The organism is Streptomyces sp. NPDC007917, assembly GCF_042959105.1.
Lineage (GTDB): Bacteria > Actinomycetota > Actinomycetes > Streptomycetales > Streptomycetaceae > Streptomyces.
Map to the genome: position 1 here is coordinate 111,401 of NZ_JBIBKK010000025.1, position 24,841 is coordinate 136,241.

Annotated in this window: 20 protein-coding genes; 11 read left to right on the forward strand and 9 right to left on the reverse strand. The window is 71.7% G+C overall.

The genetic code is table 11. The features are described 5' to 3' along the window. The first annotated feature begins 95 nt into the window (after positions 1-95). From ACFZDL_RS36005 to ACFZDL_RS36015, 3 genes are read left to right on the forward strand one after another with little or no spacing between them, the layout of a single operon-like run. Entirely contained in the window at positions 96-923 is an 828-nt protein-coding gene (locus tag ACFZDL_RS36005; RefSeq protein ID WP_353594661.1) for an FAD binding domain-containing protein, read from the forward strand. Continuing rightward, entirely contained in the window at positions 920-3,637 is a 2,718-nt protein-coding gene (locus tag ACFZDL_RS36010; protein WP_353594663.1) for a molybdopterin-dependent oxidoreductase, read from the forward strand. The genes ACFZDL_RS36005 and ACFZDL_RS36010 overlap by 4 nt, the downstream gene beginning before the upstream one ends. 4 nt (positions 3,638-3,641) lie before the next feature. Next, on the forward strand, positions 3,642-4,613 hold the full coding sequence (locus tag ACFZDL_RS36015) for an antibiotic biosynthesis monooxygenase (RefSeq protein ID WP_353594664.1): 972 nt from the start codon (positions 3,642-3,644) through the stop codon (positions 4,611-4,613). On the opposite strand, the gene ACFZDL_RS36020 is transcribed toward ACFZDL_RS36015, so the two are convergent. Continuing rightward, entirely contained in the window at positions 4,494-5,579 is a 1,086-nt protein-coding gene (locus tag ACFZDL_RS36020) for a WYL domain-containing protein (protein WP_353594665.1), read from the reverse strand. The genes ACFZDL_RS36015 and ACFZDL_RS36020 overlap by 120 nt on opposite strands. 70 nt (positions 5,580-5,649) lie before the next feature. Here ACFZDL_RS36020 and ACFZDL_RS36025 point away from each other — a divergent pair, with 70 nt between their 5' ends. Further along, the gene (locus ACFZDL_RS36025) at positions 5,650-6,090 is read left to right on the forward strand and encodes a VOC family protein (RefSeq protein ID WP_353594666.1); all 441 of its coding nucleotides are present in this window, start codon (positions 5,650-5,652) and stop codon (positions 6,088-6,090) included. On the opposite strand, the gene ACFZDL_RS36030 is transcribed toward ACFZDL_RS36025, so the two are convergent. Continuing rightward, complete coding sequence (locus ACFZDL_RS36030) at positions 6,077-6,805, reverse strand: SDR family oxidoreductase (RefSeq protein ID WP_353594667.1); 729 nt, start codon at positions 6,803-6,805, stop codon at positions 6,077-6,079. The genes ACFZDL_RS36025 and ACFZDL_RS36030 overlap by 14 nt on opposite strands. 150 nt (positions 6,806-6,955) lie before the next feature. Between ACFZDL_RS36030 and ACFZDL_RS36035 the strand changes: the two genes are divergently transcribed. Further along, on the forward strand, positions 6,956-7,855 hold the full coding sequence (locus ACFZDL_RS36035) for a sigma-70 family RNA polymerase sigma factor (protein WP_353594668.1): 900 nt from the start codon (positions 6,956-6,958) through the stop codon (positions 7,853-7,855). On the opposite strand, the gene ACFZDL_RS36040 is transcribed toward ACFZDL_RS36035, so the two are convergent. After that, positions 7,800-9,497, reverse strand: a complete 1,698-nt coding sequence (locus tag ACFZDL_RS36040) for a TlrC/CarA/OleB/SrmB family ABC-F type ribosomal protection protein (RefSeq protein WP_353594669.1) — start codon at positions 9,495-9,497, stop codon at positions 7,800-7,802. The genes ACFZDL_RS36035 and ACFZDL_RS36040 overlap by 56 nt on opposite strands. A gap of 279 nt (positions 9,498-9,776) precedes the next feature. Here ACFZDL_RS36040 and ACFZDL_RS36045 point away from each other — a divergent pair, with 279 nt between their 5' ends. Next, entirely contained in the window at positions 9,777-10,613 is an 837-nt protein-coding gene (locus tag ACFZDL_RS36045; protein WP_353594670.1) for a sulfite exporter TauE/SafE family protein, read from the forward strand. 77 nt (positions 10,614-10,690) lie between these two features. Here ACFZDL_RS36045 and ACFZDL_RS36050 read toward each other — a convergent pair whose 3' ends face one another. Next, positions 10,691-11,482, reverse strand: coding sequence for a TetR/AcrR family transcriptional regulator (locus ACFZDL_RS36050; RefSeq protein WP_353594671.1), 792 nt, complete (start codon positions 11,480-11,482; stop codon positions 10,691-10,693). Between the two features lie 127 nt (positions 11,483-11,609). On the opposite strand from ACFZDL_RS36050, the gene ACFZDL_RS36055 reads away from it, so the two are divergent. Then, positions 11,610-13,886: an excinuclease ABC subunit UvrA gene (locus ACFZDL_RS36055; protein WP_353594672.1), complete on the forward strand. Its 2,277-nt coding sequence runs from the start codon at positions 11,610-11,612 to the stop codon at positions 13,884-13,886. Positions 13,887-13,916: 30 nt separating this feature from the next. On the opposite strand, the gene ACFZDL_RS36060 is transcribed toward ACFZDL_RS36055, so the two are convergent. The 3 genes from ACFZDL_RS36060 to ACFZDL_RS36070 form a co-directional block, all read right to left on the reverse strand. Beyond that, on the reverse strand, positions 13,917-14,414 hold the full coding sequence (locus ACFZDL_RS36060; protein WP_353594673.1) for a GNAT family N-acetyltransferase: 498 nt from the start codon (positions 14,412-14,414) through the stop codon (positions 13,917-13,919). Between the two features lie 146 nt (positions 14,415-14,560). After that, positions 14,561-15,604 (reverse strand): LacI family DNA-binding transcriptional regulator, encoded by a 1,044-nt coding sequence (locus ACFZDL_RS36065; RefSeq protein ID WP_353594674.1) that lies wholly within the window; start codon positions 15,602-15,604, stop codon positions 14,561-14,563. A 59-nt stretch (positions 15,605-15,663) separates the two neighbouring features. Further along, positions 15,664-17,022 (reverse strand): MFS transporter, encoded by a 1,359-nt coding sequence (locus ACFZDL_RS36070; RefSeq protein ID WP_353594675.1) that lies wholly within the window; start codon positions 17,020-17,022, stop codon positions 15,664-15,666. A 257-nt stretch (positions 17,023-17,279) separates the two neighbouring features. Between ACFZDL_RS36070 and ACFZDL_RS36075 the strand changes: the two genes are divergently transcribed. Further along, positions 17,280-18,077, forward strand: coding sequence for a putative protein N(5)-glutamine methyltransferase (locus tag ACFZDL_RS36075; RefSeq protein WP_353594676.1), 798 nt, complete (start codon positions 17,280-17,282; stop codon positions 18,075-18,077). Between the two features lie 266 nt (positions 18,078-18,343). Next, on the forward strand, positions 18,344-21,856 hold the full coding sequence (locus ACFZDL_RS36080) for a BTAD domain-containing putative transcriptional regulator (RefSeq protein WP_353594677.1): 3,513 nt from the start codon (positions 18,344-18,346) through the stop codon (positions 21,854-21,856). 28 nt (positions 21,857-21,884) lie between these two features. Here the strand turns inward: ACFZDL_RS36080 and ACFZDL_RS36085 are convergent, their stop codons facing one another. Next, a complete protein-coding gene (locus ACFZDL_RS36085) occupies positions 21,885-22,346 on the reverse strand; it encodes a hypothetical protein (protein WP_353594678.1) in 462 nt (153 codons plus the stop codon). Between the two features lie 83 nt (positions 22,347-22,429). Further along, positions 22,430-23,113: a response regulator gene (locus ACFZDL_RS36090; RefSeq protein WP_353594679.1), complete on the reverse strand. Its 684-nt coding sequence runs from the start codon at positions 23,111-23,113 to the stop codon at positions 22,430-22,432. Positions 23,114-23,272: 159 nt separating this feature from the next. On the opposite strand from ACFZDL_RS36090, the gene ACFZDL_RS36095 reads away from it, so the two are divergent. Together ACFZDL_RS36095 and ACFZDL_RS36100 are read left to right on the forward strand one after the other, a co-directional pair. After that, positions 23,273-24,268, forward strand: coding sequence for a tripartite tricarboxylate transporter substrate-binding protein (locus tag ACFZDL_RS36095; RefSeq protein WP_353594680.1), 996 nt, complete (start codon positions 23,273-23,275; stop codon positions 24,266-24,268). Continuing rightward, positions 24,265-24,840 carry a tripartite tricarboxylate transporter TctB family protein gene (locus ACFZDL_RS36100; protein WP_391193390.1) on the forward strand — a complete coding sequence of 192 codons (576 nt, stop codon included), beginning with the start codon at positions 24,265-24,267 and terminating at the stop codon, positions 24,838-24,840. The genes ACFZDL_RS36095 and ACFZDL_RS36100 overlap by 4 nt, the downstream gene beginning before the upstream one ends. The last annotated feature ends 1 nt before the right edge of the window (position 24,841 follow it).

A 24,841-nucleotide genomic window follows, 5' to 3' on the forward strand; every position in this document is an offset into this window, starting at 1 on the left:
TCGACCACGGCGGGCGGAATTCGATTCTGTCGATCGGTTGAACGAGTTCGGTAGGCAGTCGCCGCGCGAATACGCCGCGAGGGAGGTCAGTTCCCTTGGACCTCAACACCATCACCGAAGTCGTCCGGCGGCCCTCCGGCAGGCCAGGCGCGGACTGGCGCGAAGGCGACACCTGGCTCGCCGGGGGAACGTGGCTGTTCTCCGCGGAGCAGCCGAGCCTGCGCCGCCTGATCGACCTGACGGCGTTGCACTGGGATCCCCTGGTCCCGAGCGACGCGGGCCTCGAAATCGGCGCGACGTGCACCATCCGCGACCTGTACGCCTTTGCGCTGCCAGGAGTTGGGATCGCGGGCACCCTCTTCACGAAGAGCTGCGAGGCGTTCCTGTCCTCGTTCAAGGTCTGGAACTCGGCGACCGTCGGCGGCAACATCTGCTTGTCCTTGCCCGCCGGCCCAATGATCACGCTGACGGTCGCACTCGAGGCGACATACGAGTTGTGGGCACCCGACGGGTCCGTGCGCACCGTCGATGCCGCCGACTTCGTGACCGGAAACAACCGGAACATTCTCACCCCCGGGGAAATCCTGCGGCGCATCGACATTCCGGCGCGCGCCCTGAGGAAACGCGCCGCGCACCGCCGGTTCACGCTGACCCGCCTCGGTCGTTCGACGGTATTCCTCATCGGTACTCAAACTCCGGGCACCAGCGACCTGGTGCTCACCGTCACAGCCGGTACGACACGGCCTGTGCGCATCGCCTTCGACACCATGCCCGATGACCGAACCCTGCGGCAGAGCATCGAGGCCATCCCCGAAGAGGTCTGGTTCGCCGATCCCAACGGGACCCCCGATCACCGTCGCCACCTGACAAAGCACTTCGCCGAAGAGATTCGTCGCGAACTCATGGCGAGGGGCCCGGCATGACATACGTCGTGAACGGCAAGAGCTTCGACGAAGAACCAGCCCCCGGGCAGTGTCTGCGCACCTTCCTCCGCTCACTCGGCCACTATGGCGTCAAAAAGGGTTGCGACGCGGGCGATTGCGGTGCCTGCACGGTGTGGTTGGACGGCGATCCGGTACACAGCTGCATCACCCCCGCCTACCGCGCAGAGGGCCGGGAGGTGACGACGATCGAGGGCATCGGCTCACCCGGCGATCTGCATCCCATGCAACGGCAGTTCCGCGATGCCCCGGGGTTCCAATGCGGTTTCTGCAGCGCAGGGATGATCATGACGGCGGCAGCGCTCACCGAGGCCCAGAAAGAGGACTTGCCCCGGGCATTGAAAGGCAGCCTCTGCCGCTGCACCGGCTATCGGGGGATCGAGGATGCCGTGAAGGGCGTCGCCGGCGTGGAGACCGCCGCCCCGGGAAAGGCCGTCGGGACGAGCGTCGGCGCCCCGGCAGCCGACGACGTGGTGACCGGTCGTGCCGAGTTCACCATGGACACCCACATCGAAGGCATGCTGCACCTCAAGATGGTGCACTCACCGCACGCGCACGCCCGGATCGTGGCGATCGACAAGACCGCCGCACTCGCGGTTCCCGGTGTGCATCGCGTCTACACCTGGGAAGATGTCCCGCGCAAGCGCTTCACTACGGCGATCCACACCGACCATCTCGTCGACCCGGACGACACCTTCATCCTCGACAACACGGTCCGCTTCGTCGGCCAACGCGTCGTCGCGGTCCTGGCCGACACCGTGCGGGCGGCAGAAGAGGGCTGCCGAAGGGTCGACGTGGAATACGAGGTGATACCGGCGGTATTCGACCCCGAAGAGGCCATGGCCGACGGGGCGCCACAGTTGCACGGCACGCACGATCCATTCGTCCGCGATCCCGTCCACAACATCCTGTTCGAGATCCATTCGCACCTCGGCGACATCGACGCGGGGTTCGCCGAAGCCGATGTGATCCACGAAGGCACGTACTCCTCACCGCGAGTGCAACACGCGCATCTCGAGACCCACGGCTCGATTGCCTGGATGGACGACGGTCGTCTGAACGTCCGCACCAGTTCGCAGTCGCCGTCGGTGGCGAAAGGAAAACTCGCCTATCTGTTCGCGCTGCGCCCGGACCAGCTCCGGGTGTTCTGCAAACGCGTCGGTGGCGGCTTCGGCGGCAAACAGGAAGTCATCTCGGAGGACCTGGTCGCGCTCGCCACCCTGGACACCGGGCGGCCCGTCTGCTTCGAGTACACCCGGGAGGAGGAGTTCACCACCGCTTCGACGCGGCATCCGATGACGCTGACGGTCAAGCTCGGCGCGAAGGCGGACGGAACACTCACGGCCTTCCAGGTCCGCAATGTGTCGAACACGGGCGCCTACGGCAACCACGGCGGCGAAACGCTGTACGCGGGCGGCGCTGCCGTCATGATCTACCGCTGCCCCAACAAGAAGTACGACGCGTTCTCCGTCTACACCAACACCATTCCCAGCGGGGCGCTGCGCGGTTACGGGATGACACAACCGGCGTTCGCCGTGGAATCGGCGATGGACGAACTGGCACGCACCCTGCACATCGATCCGCTCGAACTGCGACGACGCAATATCGTGCGACCGGGTGATCCGCTCGTCGCCATGCACGACGGCCCCGACGACGTGGTGATCGCCGAGGACGGACTCGCGCAGTGCATCGATCTCGTGGATGACGCCATGGCCCGTACGGCCCATGAGCCGCCCCCCGGGCCCGGCTGGCTCGTCGGGGTCGGCGTCGCGAGTTCCGTGCACGAGACCGCGCCACCGACCGAACACATCTCCGAGGCCTGGGTCACGCTCGGCAACGACCTCATGTACGAGTTGGCCGTCGGCACCGTCGAATTCGGCGAGGGCACGTCGACCGCGCATGTCCAGATCGCGGCCAACCAGCTGGGCACCACGCCGTCGCGGATTCGCCTGGTGCAATCCGACACCGACCGCACGGGATTCGACACCGGCGCCTTTGCGAGCGCAGGCCTTTTCGTGGCGGGAAACGCGGTACTCCGAGCGGCCAACGCTGTCCGCGACCGCATACTGGAGTTGGCTGCCGCGCACCTGGGTGTCCGTCCCGCGATGTGCTCGATGGACGAAGAAGGTGTCGTCTGCGGCGACCGGCGCGTGTCGTTGGCCGAGCTCGCCGCGTTGGCCCGAGCGCGCGGAGTTCGACTCACCGCCGCCCGCAAGGCCTACGGCTCGCCCCGAAGCGTCACCTCCAATACGCAGGGCTTCCGGATCGCCGTCCACCGGGTGACGGGCGAGATCCGTATCCTTCACAGCGTCCAGGCGACCGACGCCGCCGTGGTCATCAACCCCGCGCAGGTCCGGGGACAGGTGGAAGGCGGTGTGGCCCAGGGAATCGGCTTCACGCTGACCGAGAACCACCACGTCGGCGCGGACGGTGCCATGGCCAACCCGAACCTGCGCAACTATCGCATCCCCACCTACGCCGACATCCCCCGCACCGACGTGCTCCTGGCGGACTCGGCGGACTCCGTTGGCCCCCTGCGGTCGAAGGGGATCGCGGAATGCTGCATCAACCCGGTGGCCCCCGCGCTGGCGAACGCCCTTCACGACGCCACCGGCGTCCGCTACCGCGCGCTGCCCCTGACGCCCGAACGGATCTACAGCCGGCTCAACGAAGACCAGCCGGTGCCGAGGGACTGAGCACATGAACGCCGAGAAGCTCGAAGACGCCGCGGCGACGGTCATCATCGGCCTGAAGGTCCTGCCCGGGCTCGAGCGGGAGTACGAAGCGTGGCAGCGGGACGTCAACGCGGCTGCCGCCGAATACCCCGGATACCTCGGTGACGAGATCTCCCGGCCGACACCCCTGCAACCCGACTGGGTGGTCGTCTACCGATTCGACTCGATAGCCCATCTGCAAGCGTGGATGAACGGCGCGACCAGGCAGCGTTTTCTCGATATCGGCGGCAAATACTTTGACGGCCCCGCAACCCAGCAGGTGGTCAGCGGCTGCACACAGCCCATGGACCCTCTGGTGACCGTCGTGGTCACCCATCGCGTCCACCCCGACCAGGTCGACGAATTCCTCGACTGGCAGCGCCACATGAACCAGGAGGAGAGCACATTCAAGGGCTTTCGCGGAACCGAGCTCTTCCGCCCCATCGAGGGACTTCAGGACGAATGGACCACGCTGTACCGATTCGACAACGCCGAGCACCTCGACGCCTGGCTGACGTCGCCCAAGCGGCAGAAACTTCTCGCTGAAGGCCAGAAGTTCAACGACTTCAAACTGCGCACGATCGACGACTCGTTCGGCAGCTGGTTCGCCTTCGAGGAGAACGGCAAGGAAGCACCGCCGCCCTCGGACACCAAGACCGCCATCGCGGTGTGGGTCGGCCTGTACCCGACCGTTGTGCTGCTGACGCTCGCCCTGTCGCCGCTGAAGATGCCGCTCTGGCTGGGGCTGCTGGTGGGGAACCTGCTGTCCAGCTTCATCATGAGCTTCCTGACGATGCCCTACTACGTGAACCGGCTGCTCAAGCGGTGGCTGAGGCCGTCACCGGACGAATCGGCGGCGAAGACCAACCTCGTCGGCCTCGGCATCGTCGCCGCGGTGACCGTGTTCTGGGGCGTTGTCTTCTACGTCGTGACGACCCAGATCTGGACGCTTTCCTGACGAAGGCGGCCCATAGCGGTCGGTGAGCTCGGCGCCGATCCGGGCCAGTTCGGCCTGGACGGAGGGCGGTTCCAGGACGTCGATCAGCGTGCCCCAGCCGGCCAGGTGCCGGGCGATGTCCAGCGGGGTCGGTGCGGCGACGCGGACCCGGGCGCGGCCGCCGTCGAGTTCGGTGTCGAGGTGGCAGTGGCGCCCGAAGCGGTCGCGCAGGACCGACACGTACCGGGCCTCGATGAGCACGGTGGCCCAGGTGTGTGAACGCCGCCGCTCCACCTCGCCGACGACCTGTTGCCACGCGGTGGCGAGCGTGAAGTCGTCGGGGCGCTCGGCGGGCTGGTAGGTGACCTCGGCCGCGACGATCCGGTCGACGCGGAAGGTGCGCCGCCCTCGCTCGGTGCCGGCGATCAGGTACCAGGTGTCGTCCTTGTCGACCAGGCCCCAGGGGTCGACCAGCCTGTCCGTCCGTTCCCGGGCGTGGTTGTCGTAGGTCAGGCGGACCTTCCGGCGGTGGACCACGGCGGCCTGGAGCCGCTCGATCATCTCGGGCCGGGCGCGCTCCCGCTCACCCCAGCCGGCCGGGTCGGTCATGGTGGCAGCGGCGGCTGCCTCGGCGTCGGCCCGGAAGGTGTGCGGCAGCGCCCGCACGAGCTTGCGCAGCGCCGCCTTGGCCTCGGCCGAGACCGCCGCGGCCGGGCCGACCAGCAGGAACAAGGCCTGCGCCTCGGTGGCCGAAAGACCGCTGAGATCGGTGCGGGCGCCCCCGACGAGCGACCAGCCGCCGCCGCGTCCGGGCTGGGGGTATACGGGGACACCCGCCGCCGACAGCGCCTCCAGGTCGCGGCGGGCGGTGGCCACGGACACCTCCAGCTCGTTGGCGAGCTCGGCGGCGGTCACCCGGCCGCGGGCCTGGAGGAACAGCAGGGTGGCGATGAGGCGGTCGGCGCGCATGTTTCCAGACTCGCTCATAAAGTGCTCATTTGGTGAGCACTTCAAGCCGGAGGATGGTCACAGTCACCGATCGAAGGAGAAGAACCCCATGCTGCGAGGACTCACCACCGTCACCTTTTTCGCCGACGACGTCGCCGCCGCCCGGAGCTGGTACACCGACCTGCTCGGCATCGAGCCGTACTTCGTGCGACCGGTCGAGGGGACGCCCGCGTATGTCGAGTTCCGCATCGGCGACTATCAGCATGAACTCGGCATCGTCGACCGCCGGTTCGCCGTGGGCTGCCGGTCGGGCGAGGGTGAGGGCGTGGTGGTCTACTGGCATGTGGACGATGCGCAGGCCGCCTTTGACCGGCTGCTGTCCATGGGGGCCACGGTGCACGAGAAGCCGGTCGAGCGTGGGCCCGGCTTTGTCACCGCGTCCGTGGTCGACCCGTTCGGGAATGTCCTCGGGGTGATGTACAACCAGCACTACCTGGATGTTCTCGGGTCACGGGGCGGGCCGGCGCGGCCGGTGGTCAACGGGTCGTGAAGGCGCCCCCGTTGACGTGGACTGTCTGGCCCGTGATGTGCCGGGCGCCGGGGGAGGCGAGGAAGAAGACGGTCTCGGCGATCTCCCGGGGGGTGCCGGGGCGCTTGTTGTGGGTCTCGGCGACGAGGGCGTCGTGGCGCTCGCGGGTCATTCCGTCGCCGAAGAAGTTGGTGTCCGCCACATACCCGGCCGAGATCACGTTGGCCGTGACGCCGCGTGGGCCGAGTTCGGCGGACAGGAAGGCGTTCCAGGCGGCGAGCGCGGCCTTGGCCGCACCGTAGCCGCCGCCGCCCCGTTCGGCGCCGATGGAGCCGATGCTGATGACCGTGCCGCCGGGCGCGAGCCTTTCGCGGACAGCGGTGGTGGTCAGGACGGCCGTCATCAGGTTCTGCCGCCAGTTGGCCTCCCACTGGGCCCTGACGTCGGCAAGGGGCGAACCGGCACCGGTGGCCGTGCGGGGCAGGCCGCCCGCGGCGTTGACGAGAACGTCGAGAGTGCCGCGGGTGTCGCCGAGGCGTGCGGTCAGCGCCTCGATCTGGTGGGGTTCGGCGGCGTCGCAGACGACACCGTGGACGCCGAGCTCCTCGGCCGCCCGCTCGACGGTCTCCTGGCGGCGCCCGGTGACGGTGACGTCCGCGCCATCGGCGGCGAACCGGGCGGCGGTGGCCAGGCCGATGCCGCTGGTTCCCCCGGTGATGAGCACGGTGCGGGGCATGGGTGGCTCCTTCCAGTTGCTACGTTTAGATCTAAACGTAAGCCTGTCGAAGGGGAGTCCGCAAATGGACGAGGGGGCGGACCGTGTCCTTCGCGCCGGGCGGTAGCGTCCGTCACTGCACTGACGGACCGGACCGCGAGGATGTGACGGGTGAGCGAAAGAGATTTTCTGGCCCAGCGATTCGAGGAGCACCGCTCCCATCTGCGCGCGGTGGCCTACCGCATGCTGGGCTCGCTCAACGAGGCGGACGACGCCGTCCAGGAGACCTGGCTGAAGCTGAGCCGTTCCGATGTCTCCGAGGTGCGCAACCTGGGCGGCTGGCTGACCACCGTGGCGGGCCGGGTGTGTCTGGACATGTTGCGCTCCCGCGGTTCGCGGCGGGAGGAGCCGTTGTACGACCAGGAGGACGGTCCGATCCGGCTGCCCGATCCGGTGGTCAGCGGCCCGGGCGGGGTGGACCCCGAACAGGAGGTGCTGGTCGCCGACTCGGTGGGCATCGCCCTCATGATCGTGCTGCAGACCCTCTCGCCCGCCGAGCGGCTGGCGTTCGTGCTGCACGACCTGTTCGCCGTCCCCTTCGACGAGATCGCCCCCGTCCTGGGCCGCACCTCCGCCTCCACCCGGCAGCTCGCCAGCCGCGCCCGCCGCCGGGTGGAAGGGGCCGCGCCCGCCGCCGACACCGATATCGCCCACAGGCGCGAGGTCGTGGACGCCTTTCTCACCGCCGCGCGCGGCGGGGACTTCGACGCGCTCCTCGCCGTCCTCGACCCCGATGTGGTGGCGCGCTCCGACGGCGGCACCCTGCGGCCGAGCCTGCTGCGGCGCGGCGCGGAGAACGTGGCCTCGCAGGCCATCACCTTCGCCCGGATCGCGGAGGCCGGGTACGCGGCGCTGGTCAACGGCTCGCCCGGGGTGGTCTCGGTGGCGGAGGGCCGCGTGGCGTCGGTCATGGCGTTCACGATCCGGGGCGGCCGGATCACGGCCCTCGACATCCTCACCGACCCCGAACGCCTCGCGCGGCTCGACCTGGGGAGTGTGCTGGGCGGCTGATCTCCTCCTGTCGGGCCCCTGTCGTGCGTCCGGCGCGCAGCTCCAGGTGGGTGCCGGTGAAGCGGGTGCGGATGCGGCGGTCGTGGGTGACGATGACGACCGCGCCCGAGTAGCTCGTCAGGGCCCCTTCCAGCTCTTCGACCAGGGCGGGGGACAGGTGGTTGGTGGGCTCGTCGAGCAGCAGCAAGTCGGCGGGGTCGGTCACCAGGCGGGCCAGCTCGATGCGGCGCCGTTGCCCGTAGGACAGCTCGCCCACCTTCAGCCGCAGATCGGCCGGGCTGAACAGGCCCAGCGACAGGAGGGTGTCGGTGTGCTCGTCCAGGTCGCCCGCCCGGCCGTGGGCGAAGGCCTGCGGCACGGTCAGGCCGGACGGCCACGAGGTGGCCTCCTGCCGCAGGTGCGCGACCCGGCCGTGGGTGTGCACCGTACCGGCGTCCGGGCGCAGTTCACCGGCCAGAACCCGCATGAGCGTCGTCTTGCCCGCTCCGTTGGGCCCGGTGACCAGCAGCCGCTCCGCGCCTTCGATCCGCAGCGACGGCACATACAGCCGGTCCCCGACGCGGATGTCGGTGAGCTCGGCCGCCACCCGCGGCGGCCGGCCGTCGGCGGTGGTGATGCGGGCGGCGAACACCAGCGGGTCGGGTGGCGGGGCGACGGGATCGCCGGTGAGGCGTTCGACGCGTTCCTTGGCGTTGCGGATACGGACCATCGCGCCGTGGCCCCGGCCACGGCTGCGGAAGCCGCCATGGCCGAACACGGCGAGCGGCGCTTTGCGGGGGATCGCGTCGAGCCGGGCCACGTTCGAGGAGGCCAGCTTCTCGTTGCGGGCCAGCTCGGCACACCAGTCCTCGTACTCCCGCAGCCGGCGCCGGCGCTCGGCGGCCTTCGCGGCGAGATAGCCGTCGTACCCGTCGCCGTAACGCGACACCTTGCCCTCGCCGACTTCCAGGATCGTGGTGGCGACCCGCTCCAGGAACACCCGGTCATGGGTGACCGCGAGCACGGTGCCGCGATGCGCCCGCAGGTGTTCCTCCAGCCAGGCCACGGCCGAGTCGTCCAGGTCGTTGGTCGGTTCGTCCAGCAACAGCAGCTCCGGCCGCGACGCCAGGGTGGCGGCCAGCGCCAGCCGTGACCGCTCGCCACCGGACAGGGTGGAGAGCGCCCTGGCGCGGTCCAGGCCCGGCAGGCCGAGGCCGTGCAGGGCGATGTCCACCCGGGCGTCCGCCTCGTATCCGCCGCGCGCCTCGTACCGGGCGACCAGCCCCGCGTAGGTGTCCAGCGCCGCCGTGAGCCGCGAACCCGTCAGGCCGCGCAGCGCGGCCTCGGCGTGGCGCAGCCGCGATTCGAGAGCGCGCAGATCGGCCAGCGCCACATCCACGGCGTCCTGGACACTGGCCGCAGGCGGCAGGTCCAGGGACTGGGCGAGATGGCCGACGCCGCCGGGCGCGACCACGGTCAGCTCGCCGTTGTCCGGCAGGTCCTGCCCGGCGAGGAGCCTGAGCAGCGTGGATTTCCCCGCCCCGTTGTCGCCGATGATCCCGGCCTTCTCGCCCGGCTTGACGGTGAAGGACACATCGTCGAGCACCACGTGGTCGTCGTAGCGGCGGGTGACGTTCTGAAGAGACAGTTGTGCGGCAACCATGGAAGAGTCCCCTGTTCTCGGCCATGCCGATCAGAACGGGCAAATGGACACAAGAACGCGCGACGGCGGAGCAACGCTCAACGCGGTCGCGCGAGGACTGTCACAGAGAACCCATGGGCAGCACCGTACCCGGGGAGGCGGCGCCCCACACCTCATTTCCTGTCGCCGGCCGCCGGGAGACCCGCCGGGAGACCCACCGGGAGACCCGCCGGGAGACCCGTCGGGCGAGACGGCCGCCTGATGGCTCCGAACAGCGGGGGCTTAGCATAAGCCCCTGGCATGGACACCATCACTCTCTGGCAGTTCGTCGCGCTCGCCGGGGCCGCGACGCTCGTCGGCTTCTCCAAAACCGCGGTCAGCGGCGCCAACACCGTCAGTCTCGCGGTCTTCGCGGCCGTACTCCCGGCCCGCGAGTCGACAGGGGTACTGCTCCCGCTGCTCATCGTCGGCGACGTGTTCGCCGTCTACACCTATCGCCGCCACGCGGACTGGGCCACGCTGGTGCGGCTGTTTCCCGCCGTGGCTGCCGGGGTGGTGGCGGGCACGGTGTTCATGCTGTGGGCCGACGACGCCGCGGTGCGCACCTCGATTGGCGCGATTCTGCTGCTGATGGCCGGGGTCACGGTGTGGCGTCGGCGCGCGACCGGGAAGGCGGGGAGGGCCGGGAGGGCCGGGGAAGCGGACGGGACAAGGGCGTCGGGGAAACCGGCGGAAGCGGGGAAACCGGCGGAAGCGGGAGAAGCGGGGGAGGGGCTGGGCAGGGCGCGGCTCAAGGCCGGGTCGTACGGGGTGCTCGGCGGCTTCACGACCATGGTGGCCAACGCGGGCGGCCCCGTGATGTCGATGTATCTGCTCTCCGCGGGCTTCCGGAAGCTCGGTTTCCTGGGCACCTCGGCGTGGTTCTTCCTGATCGTCAACGTCGCCAAGGTGCCCTTCAGTGTCGGCCTCGGTCTGATCGACGGGCACTCGCTGCTGCTGGACGCGGGTCTGGCGCTGTGCGTCATCCCCGGGGCGTTCATCGGCAAAGCGGTCGTGGACCGGATCAACCAGCGGCTCTTCGAGCGGCTGGTGATCGCGGCCACCGTGGTGGGCGGCGCCCAGCTGCTGCTGCGCTGAGACGGCGGGCCGTGCGCGCCGCCCGCGCGGTGGCGCGCGGGGGGCGCATCGTGGCCATGCTGCGACCTGTCGGGGGCCTAGGAATCCGCTCGTGACTCGATGAGCGCGGCGAGGCCGTCCAGGACCCGCGCCAGGCCGAAGCGGAAGGCGTACTCGGGGTTGTAGGCGCTCTGGTGGGCCTCGCCCGCGGCGCTGCCCACCCGGGCCGCGAGGGGATACCGCTCGGCGTCGAGGATCTTGGCCAGCAGGGGCGCGTGGGCCTCCCACCACTGCGTGTCGGACATCGCGGTGTCCCGGTCGGTCGCCTGGGCGTCCAGCTCGGCGCGGGCCGCCGAGCGGACGAAGTCGAGCAGGAAGGTGAGCGCGGCGTCGATCTCGATGTCGTCCAGGCCCAGGCCCTCGAAGGCGGCCAGCTCGTGCTCGTACTTGGCGATGACCCCGGGGCCGAGCGGCGGGCGGGTGGCCGGGAGGGTCGCCACCCAGGGGTGGCGGCGGCACAGCTGAAGGTTCTCGCGGGCGACGGCCTCGACCCTGGCGCGCCAGGGGGCGGCGGCCGGTGGACCCGGGCAATCGGCGCGCTCCATCTCCAGATAGGCGGTGTCCAGCATGAGGTCCAGCAGTTCGGCCTTGGCGGGGACGTAGGTGTAGAGGGTCATCGGCGTGACGCCGAGCCGCTGGGCCACGCCCCGCATGGTCAGCGCGTCGAGGCCGCCGGAGTCGGCGAGCGCGATGGCGGCCTGGACGACGGCGTCGACGCTGAGGCCCTGCTTGGGGCCGCGGCGGGGTGGCGCGTCCGCGGGTGCCGGCTCGCGCCACAGCAGTTCGAGGGTGCGGGCCGGGTCGCCCGCGCCGCTGCGTTCCTTGGCCATGTGTACGTGTCACCGTTCCTCGCCGTGCCGCGCTCCTTCGCGGACCCGATCTCTCTGTACGTCGTATAGAGTACGGCGTACATAGATATGCAGCCTACAACAGACAGTTGTTCCAGGAGGAGTAGCGGTGAACGCCACGTCCGGACCCCGCCCGGCCGACAGCCACCATGTCATCCAGGTCCGCGGAGCCCGAGCGAACAACCTGAAGAACATCTCCCTGGACATCCCCAAGCGCAGGCTCACGGTCTTCACCGGAGTGTCCGGGTCCGGGAAGTCCTCGCTGGTCTTCGGCACCATCGCCGCCGAGTCACAGCGCCTGATCAACGAGACCTACACGGCCTTCATCCAGTCGTTCATGCCGAGCCTGAGCCGCCCCGACGTGGACGGGCTGCACAATCTGAGCGCCGCGATCGTCGTCGACCAGGAGCGGATCGGCGCCAACTCGCGCTCCACCGTGGGCACCGCCACCGACGCGTACACCATGCTGCGGATCGTCTTCAGCCGCCTCGGCACCCCGCACATCGGGACCTCCTCCGCCTTCAGCTTCAACAGCCCCGAGGGCATGTGCCCCACGTGTGAGGGGCTTGGCCAGGTGTCGAAGATCGACGTCGACCAGCTGGTGGACCGCGAACTCTCGCTGAACGAAGGGGCCATCACCGTCCCGAACTTCGGCGTGGACACCTGGTACTGGCAGGTCATGGCCAACTCCGGCCTCTACGACCCGGACAAGAAGCTCAAGGACTTCACCGAGCAGGAGTGGGCGGACTTCCTCCACAAGGAGTCCACCAAGATCAAGGTCGGCTCCAACAACATCAGCTACGAAGGGCTCATCACCAAGATCCAGCGGCTCTACCTCTCCAAGGACCGCGAATCGATGCAGGCCCACATCCGCGCCTTCGTGGACCGGGCCGTCGTCTTCGCCGACTGCCCGGACTGCGGCGGCAGCAGGCTGAGCGCCGCCGCGCTGTCCTCGACGATCGGCGGGGTCAACATCGCCCAGTGCTCGGCCATGCAGATCAGCGACCTCGCCGAGTTCATACGGGGCATCGACGACGCATCGGTGGCCCCGCTGCTGGGCAACCTGCGGCAACTGCTGGAGTCACTGGTCGAGATCGGGCTCGGCTATCTGAGCCTGGACCGCCCCTCGGCCACCCTCTCCGGCGGCGAGGCGCAGCGCGTGAAGATGGTGCGCCACCTCGGCTCCAGCCTGACCGATGTGACGTACGTCTTCGACGAGCCGACCGTCGGGCTGCACCCCCACGACATCCAGCGGATGAACGACCTGCTGCTGCGGCTGCGCGACAAGGGCAACACGGTGCTGGTCGTCGAGCACAAGCCCGAGGTGATCGCCATCGCCGACCACGTGGTGGACCTCGGTCCCGGCGCGGGCACGAGCGGCGGCGAGATCTGCTTCACCGGCGACGTGAGCGGGCTGCGCGCCTCCGGCACCCTCACCGGGCGCCACCTGGAACACCGGGCGCGGCTGCGCGAGACGGTCCGCACACCGCACGGGCAGCTGTCCATCAAGGGCGCCGATCTGCACAACCTCAAGAGCGTCGACGTGGACATCCCCACCGGCGTGCTGACCGTGGTCACCGGCGTCGCCGGGTCGGGCAAGAGCTCGCTGATCCACGGATATCTCGCCGGGCGGGACGGGGTGGTCGTGGCCGACCAGTCGCCCATCCGCGGATCGCGCCGCTCCAACCCGGCCACCTACACCGGGCTGCTGGGCCCGATCCGCACCGCCTTCGCCAAGGCCAACGGCGTCAAGGCGGCGCTGTTCAGCGCCAATTCGGAGGGCGCCTGCCCCAAGTGCAACGGCATCGGGCTCATCTACACCGATCTGGCGATGATGGCCGGGGTGGCCTCGGTGTGCGAGGAGTGCGAGGGCAAGCGGTTCACGCCCGAAGTGCTCACGTACACGCTGCGCGGCAAGAACATCAGCGAGGTGCTGGCCATGTCGGTGGCGGAGGCGCACGCCTTCTTCCCCTCGGGGCAGGCGCACGCCGTCCTGGGGCGGCTGGTGGACGTCGGACTGAGCTATCTGCGGCTCGGCCAGCCGCTGAACACTCTCTCCGGCGGGGAGCGCCAGCGGCTCAAGCTGGCCATCCACATGGCCGAGAAGTCCTCGACGTACATCCTGGACGAGCCGACCACCGGACTGCACATGGCGGACGTCGACAAGCTGCTGGCCCTGCTGGACCGCCTGGTCGACGACGGCAACACGGTCATCGTCATCGAACACCACCAGGCCGTGATGGCCCACGCCGACTGGCTCGTCGACCTCGGCCCGGGCGGCGGCCACGACGGGGGGCAGGTGGTGTTCACCGGCACCCCCGCCGACCTGGTGGCCGGCGCGGACACGCTCACCGCCCGCCATCTGCGGCGGTACGTGGGGGTGTGAGGCCTCGCCGGTGGTCCGCGTCCGCGGCGGTCAGCGAGGGGCGGTGAGCCGGAGCCGGTAGCGGACCGCGGGCCGCCCGCTCAGCTCGATGTCCTCCACGGCCGTGAACCCGCTGCGGCGGAGCACGGCCGTGGAGGCCTGGTTGTCGAGCGTGGCCGCCGCCGTGAGGGCCGAGAGCCCGTACGACTCCACGGCCAACCCGCACACCTGCGCCACCGCGGCCGTCGCCACCCCCCGGCCCGCGGCCCGCTCGCCGACGCGGTAGCCGAGCTCGGCGGAGCCCTCCTCGACGTCCATCAGGTTCACCCGGCCGATCAGCTCTCCCGCTTCGTCCAGGACCACATGGAAGTGGCACACACCGGCCTCCTGCTCATCGAGCAGGAGGCGGAGGCGGGAGCCGAACTCCGCGAAGTAGGTGTCGCCCCGGTCCGGGATGGACCGCGCGAAGTACTCCCGGTTCTCCCGCTCGAATGCCAGCAAGGCCGACGCGTGGTCCGCCCGAAGCCGCTCCAACCTGACCGTGATCATGTCTGGGAGCATACGGGGCCGGGGTCCCCGGGGGCGCATACGGCGGCCAGGCCGACCTGGCCGGAGGTGACCTGGCCGGGGGTGACCTGGCCGGGGGTGACCTGGGTGCGCCGGGCGCGCGGAAAGCGCCTCTCCGGCTCCCCGGCTCAGGCGGGGGCCGGGCCGGTGCTGCGGCGGACGACCAGCTCCGTGGGGATGTCCACGCGCACCCCGGGCTCGGGCGCCCGGTGGAGCTGGTCCAGCATCAGGGCCAGACAGCGGCGGCCGACCTCGGCGAAGTCGGAGCGGACGGTGGTCAGCGGCGGCAGCAGATGCGCGGCCTCGGGGATGTCGTCGTAGCCGACCACACTGACATCCTCGGGCACCCGGCGCCCGGCCTCGTGCAGCGCGCGCAGCACGCCCACCGCCATCTGGTCGTTGGACACGAAGACCGCGGTGACCTCCGGGCGATCGGCCACCCGGCGGCCCAGCTCATAGCCGCTGTCCGCGCTCCAGTCGCCGAACAGCGGCTCGGGCGCGACGGCCCCCGCGTCCTTCAGGGCCGCCCGCCAGCCGTCCACGCGCGCCTCCGCCGCGATCCAGCCGGCGGGGCCCGCGATGTGCCAGACCGTACGGTGGCCGAGGCGCAGCAGATGCTCGGTGGCCTGGCGGGCACCGGAGGCGGAGTCCCCGGCGACGACCGGGACCCGATCGCCGAAGCTTTTGTCGAGGGTGACCAGCGGAATGTCGTGGCCCGACTCGACCAGGGCCTGGCTCACCGAGCGCTGCGGGGCGATGGCGATCACACCGTCCGCGCCCTCGCCGAGCAGCCGGTCCAGCGCACCCGCGACGGACGCCTGGTCGGTGGCGGTCAGCGCGATCGTACTGACCAGGTAACCGGCCGACTGGGCCGCCTCGTTGATGCCCGCCAAGGTGGCGGCCGGGCCGAAGCGGGTCGCGTCGAAGGAGATCACGCCGAGCATCCGGCTGCGGCCGCTGGCCAGGGTGCGGGCGCTCGCGGTGGGGCGGTAGCCCAGCTCCCGCATCGCGGCCCGCACCCGCTCGCGGGTCTCCTCCCGGACCTTCGGGTGGTCGTTGAGCACCCGCGAGACGGTCTGGTCCGAGACCCCGGCGAGGCGGGCGACGTCCGCCATCAGAACCCGGGAGCCGGCCGTGCCCCGGCGGCGCCTGGTCCGGGCGGGCTCCCCCATACCGGGCCTTCCTTCCTGCCTGCTGCGTCTGTCCTTACACCCTAGCCAGGCCCTGCCTGTCACAGAGATCGGATGGCCCGCCGGGAGTCGGGGTCGAGCGTGGCCGAGCTGGCGGCGGAAGGCGCGTCGGGGGCCTTTGGGCGCGTGGCGGTGGCTTCCGGGCGCGTGGCTGTGGCACGGATCAGCCAGCCCGTCGTGGCCAGGCAGATCGCCGAGACCGCGGCCAGGATGAGCGGTACGGCGCGGATGCCGGACAGTTCGATGGCCTTGCCGAGCGCCGGGCCCGCGGCCACGCCGCCGACCATGGACGCCGCGATGACCAGCGCCCCGGCCCGGCGGGCGCGGGGGGCAGCGTCGTTCAGCCAGGGCAGGCCGGTCGGGAAGATCGGCGCGATGAACAGGCCGACGCCCGCGTACGCGTACGGGGCCAGCGCGGGCACCGCGGCGAGCAGCAGGCACGCGGTCATCCCCGCGCAGCTGACCACGATGATGGACCGGGCGGGCCAGCGCAGCGCCAGCGGCGCGACCAGGAAGCGGCCGACCGTCATCATCAGCCAGTAGACGGAGGTCGCGGAGGCGGCGGCGGTCGCGCCGTAGCCGACCGTCTCCAGATGGGTGGGCTCCCAGCCGCCGACGCCCGCCTCGATGCCGACGTGCAGGACGTAGAGGAGGACGAAGGCGCCCAGCACGGTGGCCAGGCTGCGGGAGCGCGCCCGCGCCCGCCGCGCGTCGCCCTGCCCCGTCCCGTCCTGCCCCGTCCCGTCCTGCCCCGTCCCGTCCCGCGGGTCGCCCGCGCGCGGGGGAGCCTCGTCCCGCACCCCGGCCAGGCACAGCAGCAGCGGCAGGGTCAGCACGGCGAAGCCGAGGAAGACGGCGGTGTAGTGATCCGCCCCCACCAGTCCGATCAGCGCCGGGCCGAGGATCGCGCCGATGCCGAAGTGGGCGTTGAGGACGTTGAGCATGGCGGTGCTGCGGCGCCCGAACCCGACGGCGAACAGCTGGTTCAGGCCGTAGTCGATGCCGCCGAAGCCCAGGCCGGCCACCAGCGCCATGCCGAGGGCGGCGGGCCACGCGGGGGCGAGCGCGAAACCGGCCGCGCCGACGGCCATCAGCAGATACGAGCCGCCCAGCAGCTTGCGGTTGCCGATCCGGGCGGCGGGGTCGGCGCGGCCGTAGAGCCGGTCGAAGACGAGGACGCCCGCGACGCCCCCCACGAAGTGGGCGCTCAGGCCCAGACCGGCGGCGGACGGGGAGAGGCCGTACTCGTCGCGGAAGGCGGGGATCGACGGTCCGTAGAGCGCCTGCAGCGCGCCGATCAGGATGAAGCCCACGCAGGACGCCACCACGGCGGCGCGGCTGAACAGCGGGGACCGGTCGTCGGGTCGGGGGAGCGGAGGCGTACTCGAGGGCTTGTCCACGAGCCGGAGTGTTACCGCTAACATTTCGCGCGTCAAGGCATTTACCGTAAGCCGGGGCCCGCCGCCCGGGGCGAGCCCTCGCACACGTTTGCGCCGCCGACCGCCTCGGGTAAAGTGTTCGCGGCTTCAGGAGTTAACGACCGAGGAGGTGAGACCCATTACCGCTGTGTCAGGTCGGGTGCTCTCATCTCACGGCCGTGCGGTCCCTCAGGGATAGGTGACCGCGGGAGCGCCCACAGGCGTTCCGAAAGGCTCCCATGTCGGTCTCACCGTCACTTCTCCCCTTCTCCGCCATCGTCACCAGGCTCCGGTCCGTCGGCTGTGTCTTCGCCGAGGACGAGGCGCACCTGCTCGTCACCACGGCGCGCACCCCCGAGGAACTCGCCGCCATGGTCGACCGGCGCGTGGCGGGGCTGCCCCTGGAACACGTCCTCGGCTGGGCGGAGTTCCACGGTCTGCGGATAGCCGTGGACCACGGTGTCTTCGTACCCCGCCGGCGCACCGAGTTCCTCGTCGACCAGGCCGTCGGCCTCGCCCGGCCGGGGTCCGTCGTTGTCGACCTGTGCTGCGGCTCGGGCGCGGTGGGCGCCGCGCTGATCGCGGCGCTGGGCCCGATCGAGCTGTACGCGGCCGATATCGAGCCCGCCGCGGCGCGGTGCGCGCGGCGCAACATCCCGGTCGACAAGGGCCGGGTGTACGAGGGCGACCTCTACGAGCCGCTGCCCGCCGCGCTGCGCGGCCGCGTCGACATCCTGGTCGTCAACGCCCCCTACGTACCCACCGACGCCATCCGCCTGCTGCCCCCGGAGGCCCGCGACCACGAGCCGCGCGTCGCGCTGGACGGCGGCACGGACGGGCTCGACGTCCAGCGGCGGGTACTCGCCGGGGCGGCCGGGTGGCTGGCGCCCGACGGCCATCTGCTGGTGGAGACCAGCGAGCGGCAGGCGCCGCGTACCGCCGAGACCTTCGCCCGGCACGGGCTGGTTCCCCGGATCGCCGGATGCGAGGAGCTGGGCGCGACCGTCGTCATCGGCACCAGGCCCGCGACGGTCTGACCCCCTTCCTCGCCGACGGTGCACGCCGGCGCGCCCCCCGCCGCGCCGGCGTGCCGAGGCCGCCGACCCGCTATCCCCCGTCAAGCGGGTCGGCGGCCATCCCGAGGCGCCGCTCCGGTCCCACATCGGAGCCGCTGAGAACACTCTGCCGCACGGGACTTGGACGAAATCTTGAATAAACCTTGGACGGGCCTGCACGCGGCCTCACGGATTCGCGAGAAGATCGAAGCGGCGGGGGGCGAGAACCAGGGTTGGGGGAGGCTCATATGGACTTCCGGGTCCTCGGCCCGGTTGAGGCTCGGTCCCAAGACCGGCACGTCGACCTCGGGCACGCCAAGCAGCGTTGTGTGATCGCGGTCCTGCTGGTGGAGGCGAACCGCGTCGTACCGGTGGGGCAGTTGATCGACCGGGTGTGGGGCGAGGAGCCCCCGGCGTCCGTGCGCAGCGTGCTGTACGGGTATGTGGCGCGGCTGCGGGCGGCGCTGCGCGCTCTCGACGGGGACGCGGACGGGGACGCGGACGCGGGCGCGGCGGGCGCCGGGCAGGGCGGGGCCCGGCTGGCGCGGCGCTCCGGCGGCTATGTGCTGGAGGTGTCGGCCGAGTCGGTGGACCTCCACCGGTTCCGCGGCCTGGTCGCCGAGGCCGCGGCCGCGGAGGAGGACCCCGCGCGCGCCGCCCGGCTGCTGCGCGGGGCGCTCGGGCTGTGGCGCGGGGAGGCCCTGTCAGGCCTGTCCGGCGACTGGGCCTGGAACATGCGGGAGCGGCTGGGCAGCGAGCACATCGCGGCCCGGCTGGCGCTGGGCGACGCGGAGCTGCGGCTGGGCCGCCACGGCGAACTGCTGCCCGAGCTGCGCGACCTGGCCGCCGCCCACCCGCTGGACGAGCGGGTCGTACGGCAGCTCGTCGTGACCCTGTACCGGTGCGAGCGGCAGGCCGAGGCGCTGGAGGTGTACACCCGCACCCGCGAGCGGCTGGCCGATGAGCTGGGGGTCGACCCCGGGCCCGAACTCCAGGCGCTGTACCAGCGGATCCTGGTGGGCGACCTCGATGTGCGGGTACCCGCGCCGCCCGCTTCCCCCGCGCAGCCCGGCCCGCGGCACGACAACGGCCCGCAGGGCCACAGTGGCCCGCAGAACCACAGCGGCCCGCGGCTGGTCCCCGCCGAACTGCCGCGCGCCGTGCCCGGCTTCACCGGCCGCGCCGAGGCGGTCGCCCGGCTGCACGCCCTCGTCCCGCCCGGCGGCGCGGCGCCCGACACCGGCACGGTGGTGATCTCCGCGATCGGCGGCGCCGCGGGCGTGGGCAAGACCGCCCTGGCCGTGCACTGGGCCCATCAGGTGCGGGACCGGTTCCCGGACGGCCAGCTGTACGTGGACCTGCGGGGCTTCGACGGCAACCGCGAGCCGCTGCGTCCGCGTGACGCCCTCGGGCAGCTGCTGCGCGGCCTGGGTCTGACGCCGCAGGAGATACCGGCCGACGAGGACGAGATGATCCGCCGTTACCGGTCCCTGCTGGTGGACCGGCGGATGCTGATCCTGCTGGACGACGCGGTCTCCGCCGAGCAGGTGCGCCCGCTGCTGCCCGGCGGCCCCTCCTGCCTCACCGTGGTGACCAGCCGCAACCGGCTGGGCGGCCTGGTCGCGCGGGAGGGCGCGCACCCCCTCATGCTCGACGTCCTGGCCCCCGAGGAGGCACACGCCCTGCTGGTCGCCGTCCTCGGGGAGCCGCGGGTCGCGGCCGAGCCGGACGCCGTGGCCGAACTCGCCCGGCTGTGCGGCTACCTCCCGCTCGCGCTGCGCGTGGCCGCCGCGCAGCTCGCCTGCGAGCCGGGCCGGCGCGTCGCCGACCTGGCGGCCGAGCTGGCGGAGGGCAGCAGGCTGGCGGTGCTGGAGCTGGAGGACGACGAACGGTCCGCGGTCCGCGCCGCCTTCGACCTCTCGTACCGGGCCCAGGGCCCCCGGGGCCGGCTGCTGTTCCGCCGGCTCGGTCTGGTCCCGGGCCTGGAGTTCGACGCCGGGGCCGCCGCGGCGCTGCTGGACGACACCGAGGAGCGGGCCGCGCGGCTGCTGGCCACCCTCGCCGGCGCGCATCTGATCGAGTCGCGCGGGGAGGGCCGCTACGGCTTCCACGACCTGCTCCGCGAGTACGCCTGGGAGCGGCTGGAGTCCGACGACCCGGCGCTCGGCGACCCGGCGGGGGAGCCGACGGCCGCGCGGGACCGGCTGTACGCGTGGTACCTGCTCGCCGCGGACGCCGCCGGACGCATCCTGTACCCGCAGATCCCCAGGCTGCCGCGCGAGATGGCCGAGGCGGCCGAGGGGGCGCCGGGGCACTGCGGTGACCGCGAGGGCGGGCCGTACGTCCCCTTCGCGGCGGGCTTCGAGAGCTTACGCGTCCCTCACGTCCGCGCACCGGTGCGGCTCGCCGACGAGATCGAGGCCATCGTGTGGCTGGAGGCCGAGCGGGCCAACCTGCTGGCCGTGATCGAGCGCACCGCACGCCAGGGGCCGCGCGCCGTGTCCTGGCACCTGACGGACGCGCTGCTCGGCTACTTCTGGCTCTGCCTGCCCCGCGGCACCTGGCAGGTCACCGCGCAGAGCGCGCTGGACGCCGCCGTCGCCGAGGGCGACCGGCGCGGTGAGGCCGCCGTCTACTACAACATCGGCTTCGCCCTGTGGGACCTCGGCGTCCTGGGCCAGTCCGCCCTCCACCACCAGCGCGCCATCGAGCTGCACCGCGCCATCGGCTGGCCCCCGGGCGAGGCGGCGGCGCTCGGCGGACTGGCGTACGTGGAGTGGGAACAGGCCCGGCTGGACGACGCGCTCGGGCACTTCGACGCCGCGCTCGCCATCCTGCGCGAGCTCGGGCAGAGCGACGCCGAGGCGCTGGCGCTCATCGGCGTCGGTCTCGTCCACCGGGACATGGGGCGGCTGCCGGAGGCCGTGAGCGACCTGGAGACGGCGCTGCACATCCGGCGCAAGGCCGGAGTCCGCTACGAGGCCAACCACCTGGACAACCTCGGCATCGCGTACTGGGAGGCCGGGCGGCTGCGCGAGGGCCTGGAGGTCCTGACCGAGGCCGTGGCCATCAACGAGGCCGTCGGCTACCGCAACGGCCACGCGGTGGCGCTCCAGATCACCGGACGGATCCAGCTGGAGTGCGGGCGCCACGAGGAGGGTCTTGACCACGGCGAGCGCGCGCTGCGGCTCGCCGTGGACACCGGAAACCGCCGGATCCAGTCCGACGCCCTCAACACCATCGGTGAGGCCCACCGGCGCGCCGGGCGCGGCGAACAGGCGGCACAGAGCCACGAACGCGCCCTGCTCGCGGCGCGCGCCGCGCAGAACCGGCGCGCGGAGGCGGACAGCCTGCTGGGCCTTGCCGCCGCCCACCGCGCCCTCGGCCACGCCGGGGCCGCACTGGCCCGGGCGGACGAGGCCCGGGAGCTGGCGCGGCGCTGCGGCTTCCGGCTGGTCGAGGGGCAGGCCCTGACCGAACTCGGCGAGATCCACCTCGCTACGGGGCGGTACGCGGAGGCGCTGTCCCGCGCGGCCGAGGCGGTTGCCGTGCAGCGGGAGGCGGGCCACCCGCTGGGCGAGGCGCGCGCCCTCGACGTCATCGGCCGGGTGCCGGACGCCGTGCCGGGAGCCGTACCGGACCTGGCCGCCGGTGAGGAGGAGGGGACGGAGGGGGCGTTGGCCGGGGACGGCCGGGCCCGTGCGGCCCGGCGCCGCGCGGAGCGGATCTACGCGGCCACGGGGGCGCGGCCCGCGAGTTGAGCCGTCCTTCCCGCCCCAGGCGGCGCGGTCAGTCGAGGTCGTCGCAGATCTGGTGGGCCTTGTCGAGGTTCTTCTTCACCGCGCTGTTGCCGAAGTCGAAGGTCCTCGCGTGCTGGTTCTGAGCCATGAGCAGCGCCTCAGCCAACGGCTTGTACGTGGCGTCGCCCCCGGCCGCCGCCGCGGAGAGCGCGATCGCGGCGCCGAAGCGGTTGCGGGCGACGTCGCCCTGCGGACCGTCGTCCGTGTACTTGGAGGTGTCGAGTCCGTTCAGCGCCCGGCAGGCGTCCCGTGCGTCGCCCGCCGCGTCGTTGGAGGACGAGGTGTCGCCGCTGACCGCCCAGGCCACACCGACACCGGCACCACCGATCAGGACCCCCACGATCAGCGCGGCGGCCAGGGCTCGGGGGGACTTGCGTGGCGCCGGAGCGGCCGGAGAGGCCGGAGCGGCGTCCGGCGGTATGGGCGCGGGGGCAGGCTGCTGTGACGACATGCGGACAAGATAGCTGCTCAGCGGGGCTTTGCCGGGGGCGGGTGCGCCCAGGCCACCGTCAGGCGATGCAGCGCTAGCGGCGCTCAGGCGATCCAGCGGTAGCGGCGCTCAGGGCGGCCCGTGCCCCCGTAGCGCAGGGTGACCTCCGCCCGCCCCGTCTCGGCGAAGTACTCGAGATAGCGGCGGGCGCTCACCCGGGAGAAGGCGCCCGCCTCCGCGCACTCCGCCGCCGAAAGCCCCTCGGCGTGCTCGCGCAGCGTGCGCTCGACGAGGCTCGCGGTGTGCGCGGCCAGGCCCTTGGGAAGCTGCTCGCGCGAGCGCGAGCCGCGCGGGCGGGTGCCGAAGATCTGGTCGACGTCCTCCTGGCTGGCCTCGCCGAGCGAGTCCAGGCGGGCCCGCAGGGCGGCGGCGTGGCGCAACTGCTCCTGCAGGGCGGTCCGGTCGAAGGGTTTGATGAGGTAGTGCAGCGCCCCCGCGCGCAGCGCCTCGCGCACGGCGTGCGGGTCCTTGGCCGCGGTGACGAACAGCGCGTCCACATGACGGTGTTCCTCCCGCTCCCGCATCCGGCGCAGCACGCTGATGCCGTCCATATCCGGCAGATAGACGTCCAGCAGGACCAGGTCGGGACGGAGCGCGGCGGCGGCGCGCAGCGCCTCGGCGCCCGTGTGGGCCACCCCTGCGACCGTGAAGCCGTCCAGGGACGCCACATAGCGGCTGTGCAGCTTGGCCACCATGAAGTCGTCGTCGACCACCAGCACTCTCGTCATCGAACGCGCCTTCCCGTTGCCTTCCCCGTTGGCCTTCGCCGTGTACGCAACGACCACAAGGTCTCTTAATACCGAAAGAGAGACAGCGCGTTAACCCACCGGCAACATGTGGCGCGCCTCACACAGACACCCACGCAAGAACAGAAAGGCGGTGTCACCGTGCGTCTCAGTCCGCGTCTGCGTACCCCGCTCGCCCTCCTCTCCGCGGCTCTGATCGTGCTCCTCGGGCCTCCGCTGCTCAGCTCCGGCAGCGGCTCCGCCACCGGTACCCACATCCCCGGCCTGCGCCTGATGGTGCCCAACACCCCCGGCGGCGGCTACGACATCACGGCCCGCACGGCGGCCAAGAGCGCCGAGGACGCCGACCTGAGCCGCAACATCGAAGTGTTCAACCTGCCCGGCGCGGGCGGCACGGTCGGGCTCAGCCGGCTGGTGGCCGAGCGCGGCAACGGCAAGCTCGCGATGTCCATGGGCCTGGGCGTGGTGGGCGCGGTGCACACCAACCACGCGCCGTCCACGCTCGCCGACACGACGCCGATCGCGCGGCTCACCCAGGAGCCGGACATCGTGGTCGTGGCCAAGGGGTCCAAGTACCGCGACCTCGACCAGCTGGTGGCGGACTGGCGCACCAAGCCCGGTTCGCTGCCGGTGGGCGGCGGCTCCTCGCCCGGCGGTCCCGACCACCTGGCGCCCATGCTGATGGCCAAGGCCGCCGGGATCGCCCCGAAGAAGGTCAACTACATCCCGTACGACGGCGGTGGCGAGCTGCTGGCCTCCGTCCTCGGCGGCAAGGTCGCCTTCGGTGTCTCCGGTGTCGGCGAGTACCTGGACCAGATCGAGGCGGGCGAGCTGCGGGTGCTCGCGGTGACCAGCGACAAGCGCCTGCCGGGCCTGGACGCGCCGACGCTCAAGGAGGCCGGCCTCGACGTCTCGTTCACCAACTGGCGCGGCATCGTCGCCCCGCCCGGCCTGACCGACACCGAGCGCGACAAGCTGATCGACCTGGTCACGAAGATGCACGCCTCGAAGCAGTGGAAGGAGGCGGTGCGGCGCAACCGCTGGACCGACGCCTTCGTGACGGGGGACGACTTCGGACGCTTCCTGACCGCCCAGGACAGGCGCGTGGACACGGTGCTGAAGGAGCTGGGACTGTGACGGACAGCCACGCGGACACCAACACCAACACCAACACGGCCAACGACACAACCACCACCACAGACCCCGGCACCGGGCTCAGAGCCTTCCTGCGCGGCCGCTCCGAACTCGGCGTCTGCGCCCTGCTGCTGGCCATCGGCGTCCTCGTCCTCACCGACGCCCTCACCATGGACACCGACTTCGCCCAGCGGGGCCCCGTCGGCCCCAGGACCGTGCCGATCGTCGTCGGCGTCGCGCTGCTGGTCGTCGCCGTACTGCTGGCCGTGGACGTGCTGCGCGGCGGCAAGGGCGAGGCCGAGGGCGGCGAGGACATCGACCTGGCCGCGCCCGGCGACTGGCGCACCGTCCTGCTGCTGGCCGGCGTGTTCCTCGCCAACGCCTTCCTCATCGACCCGCTCGGCTTCCCCATCTCCGGCGCCCTGCTCTTCTGGGGCTCGGCGTACGCCCTCGGCAGCCGCGCCTTCCACCGCGACCCGCTGATCGCGGCCGTGCTCTCCACCGTCACCTTCTTCGTCTTCGACCGGCTGCTCGCGGTGCCGCTGCCCGGCGGCCCGCTGATGGAGGTGCTGTAAC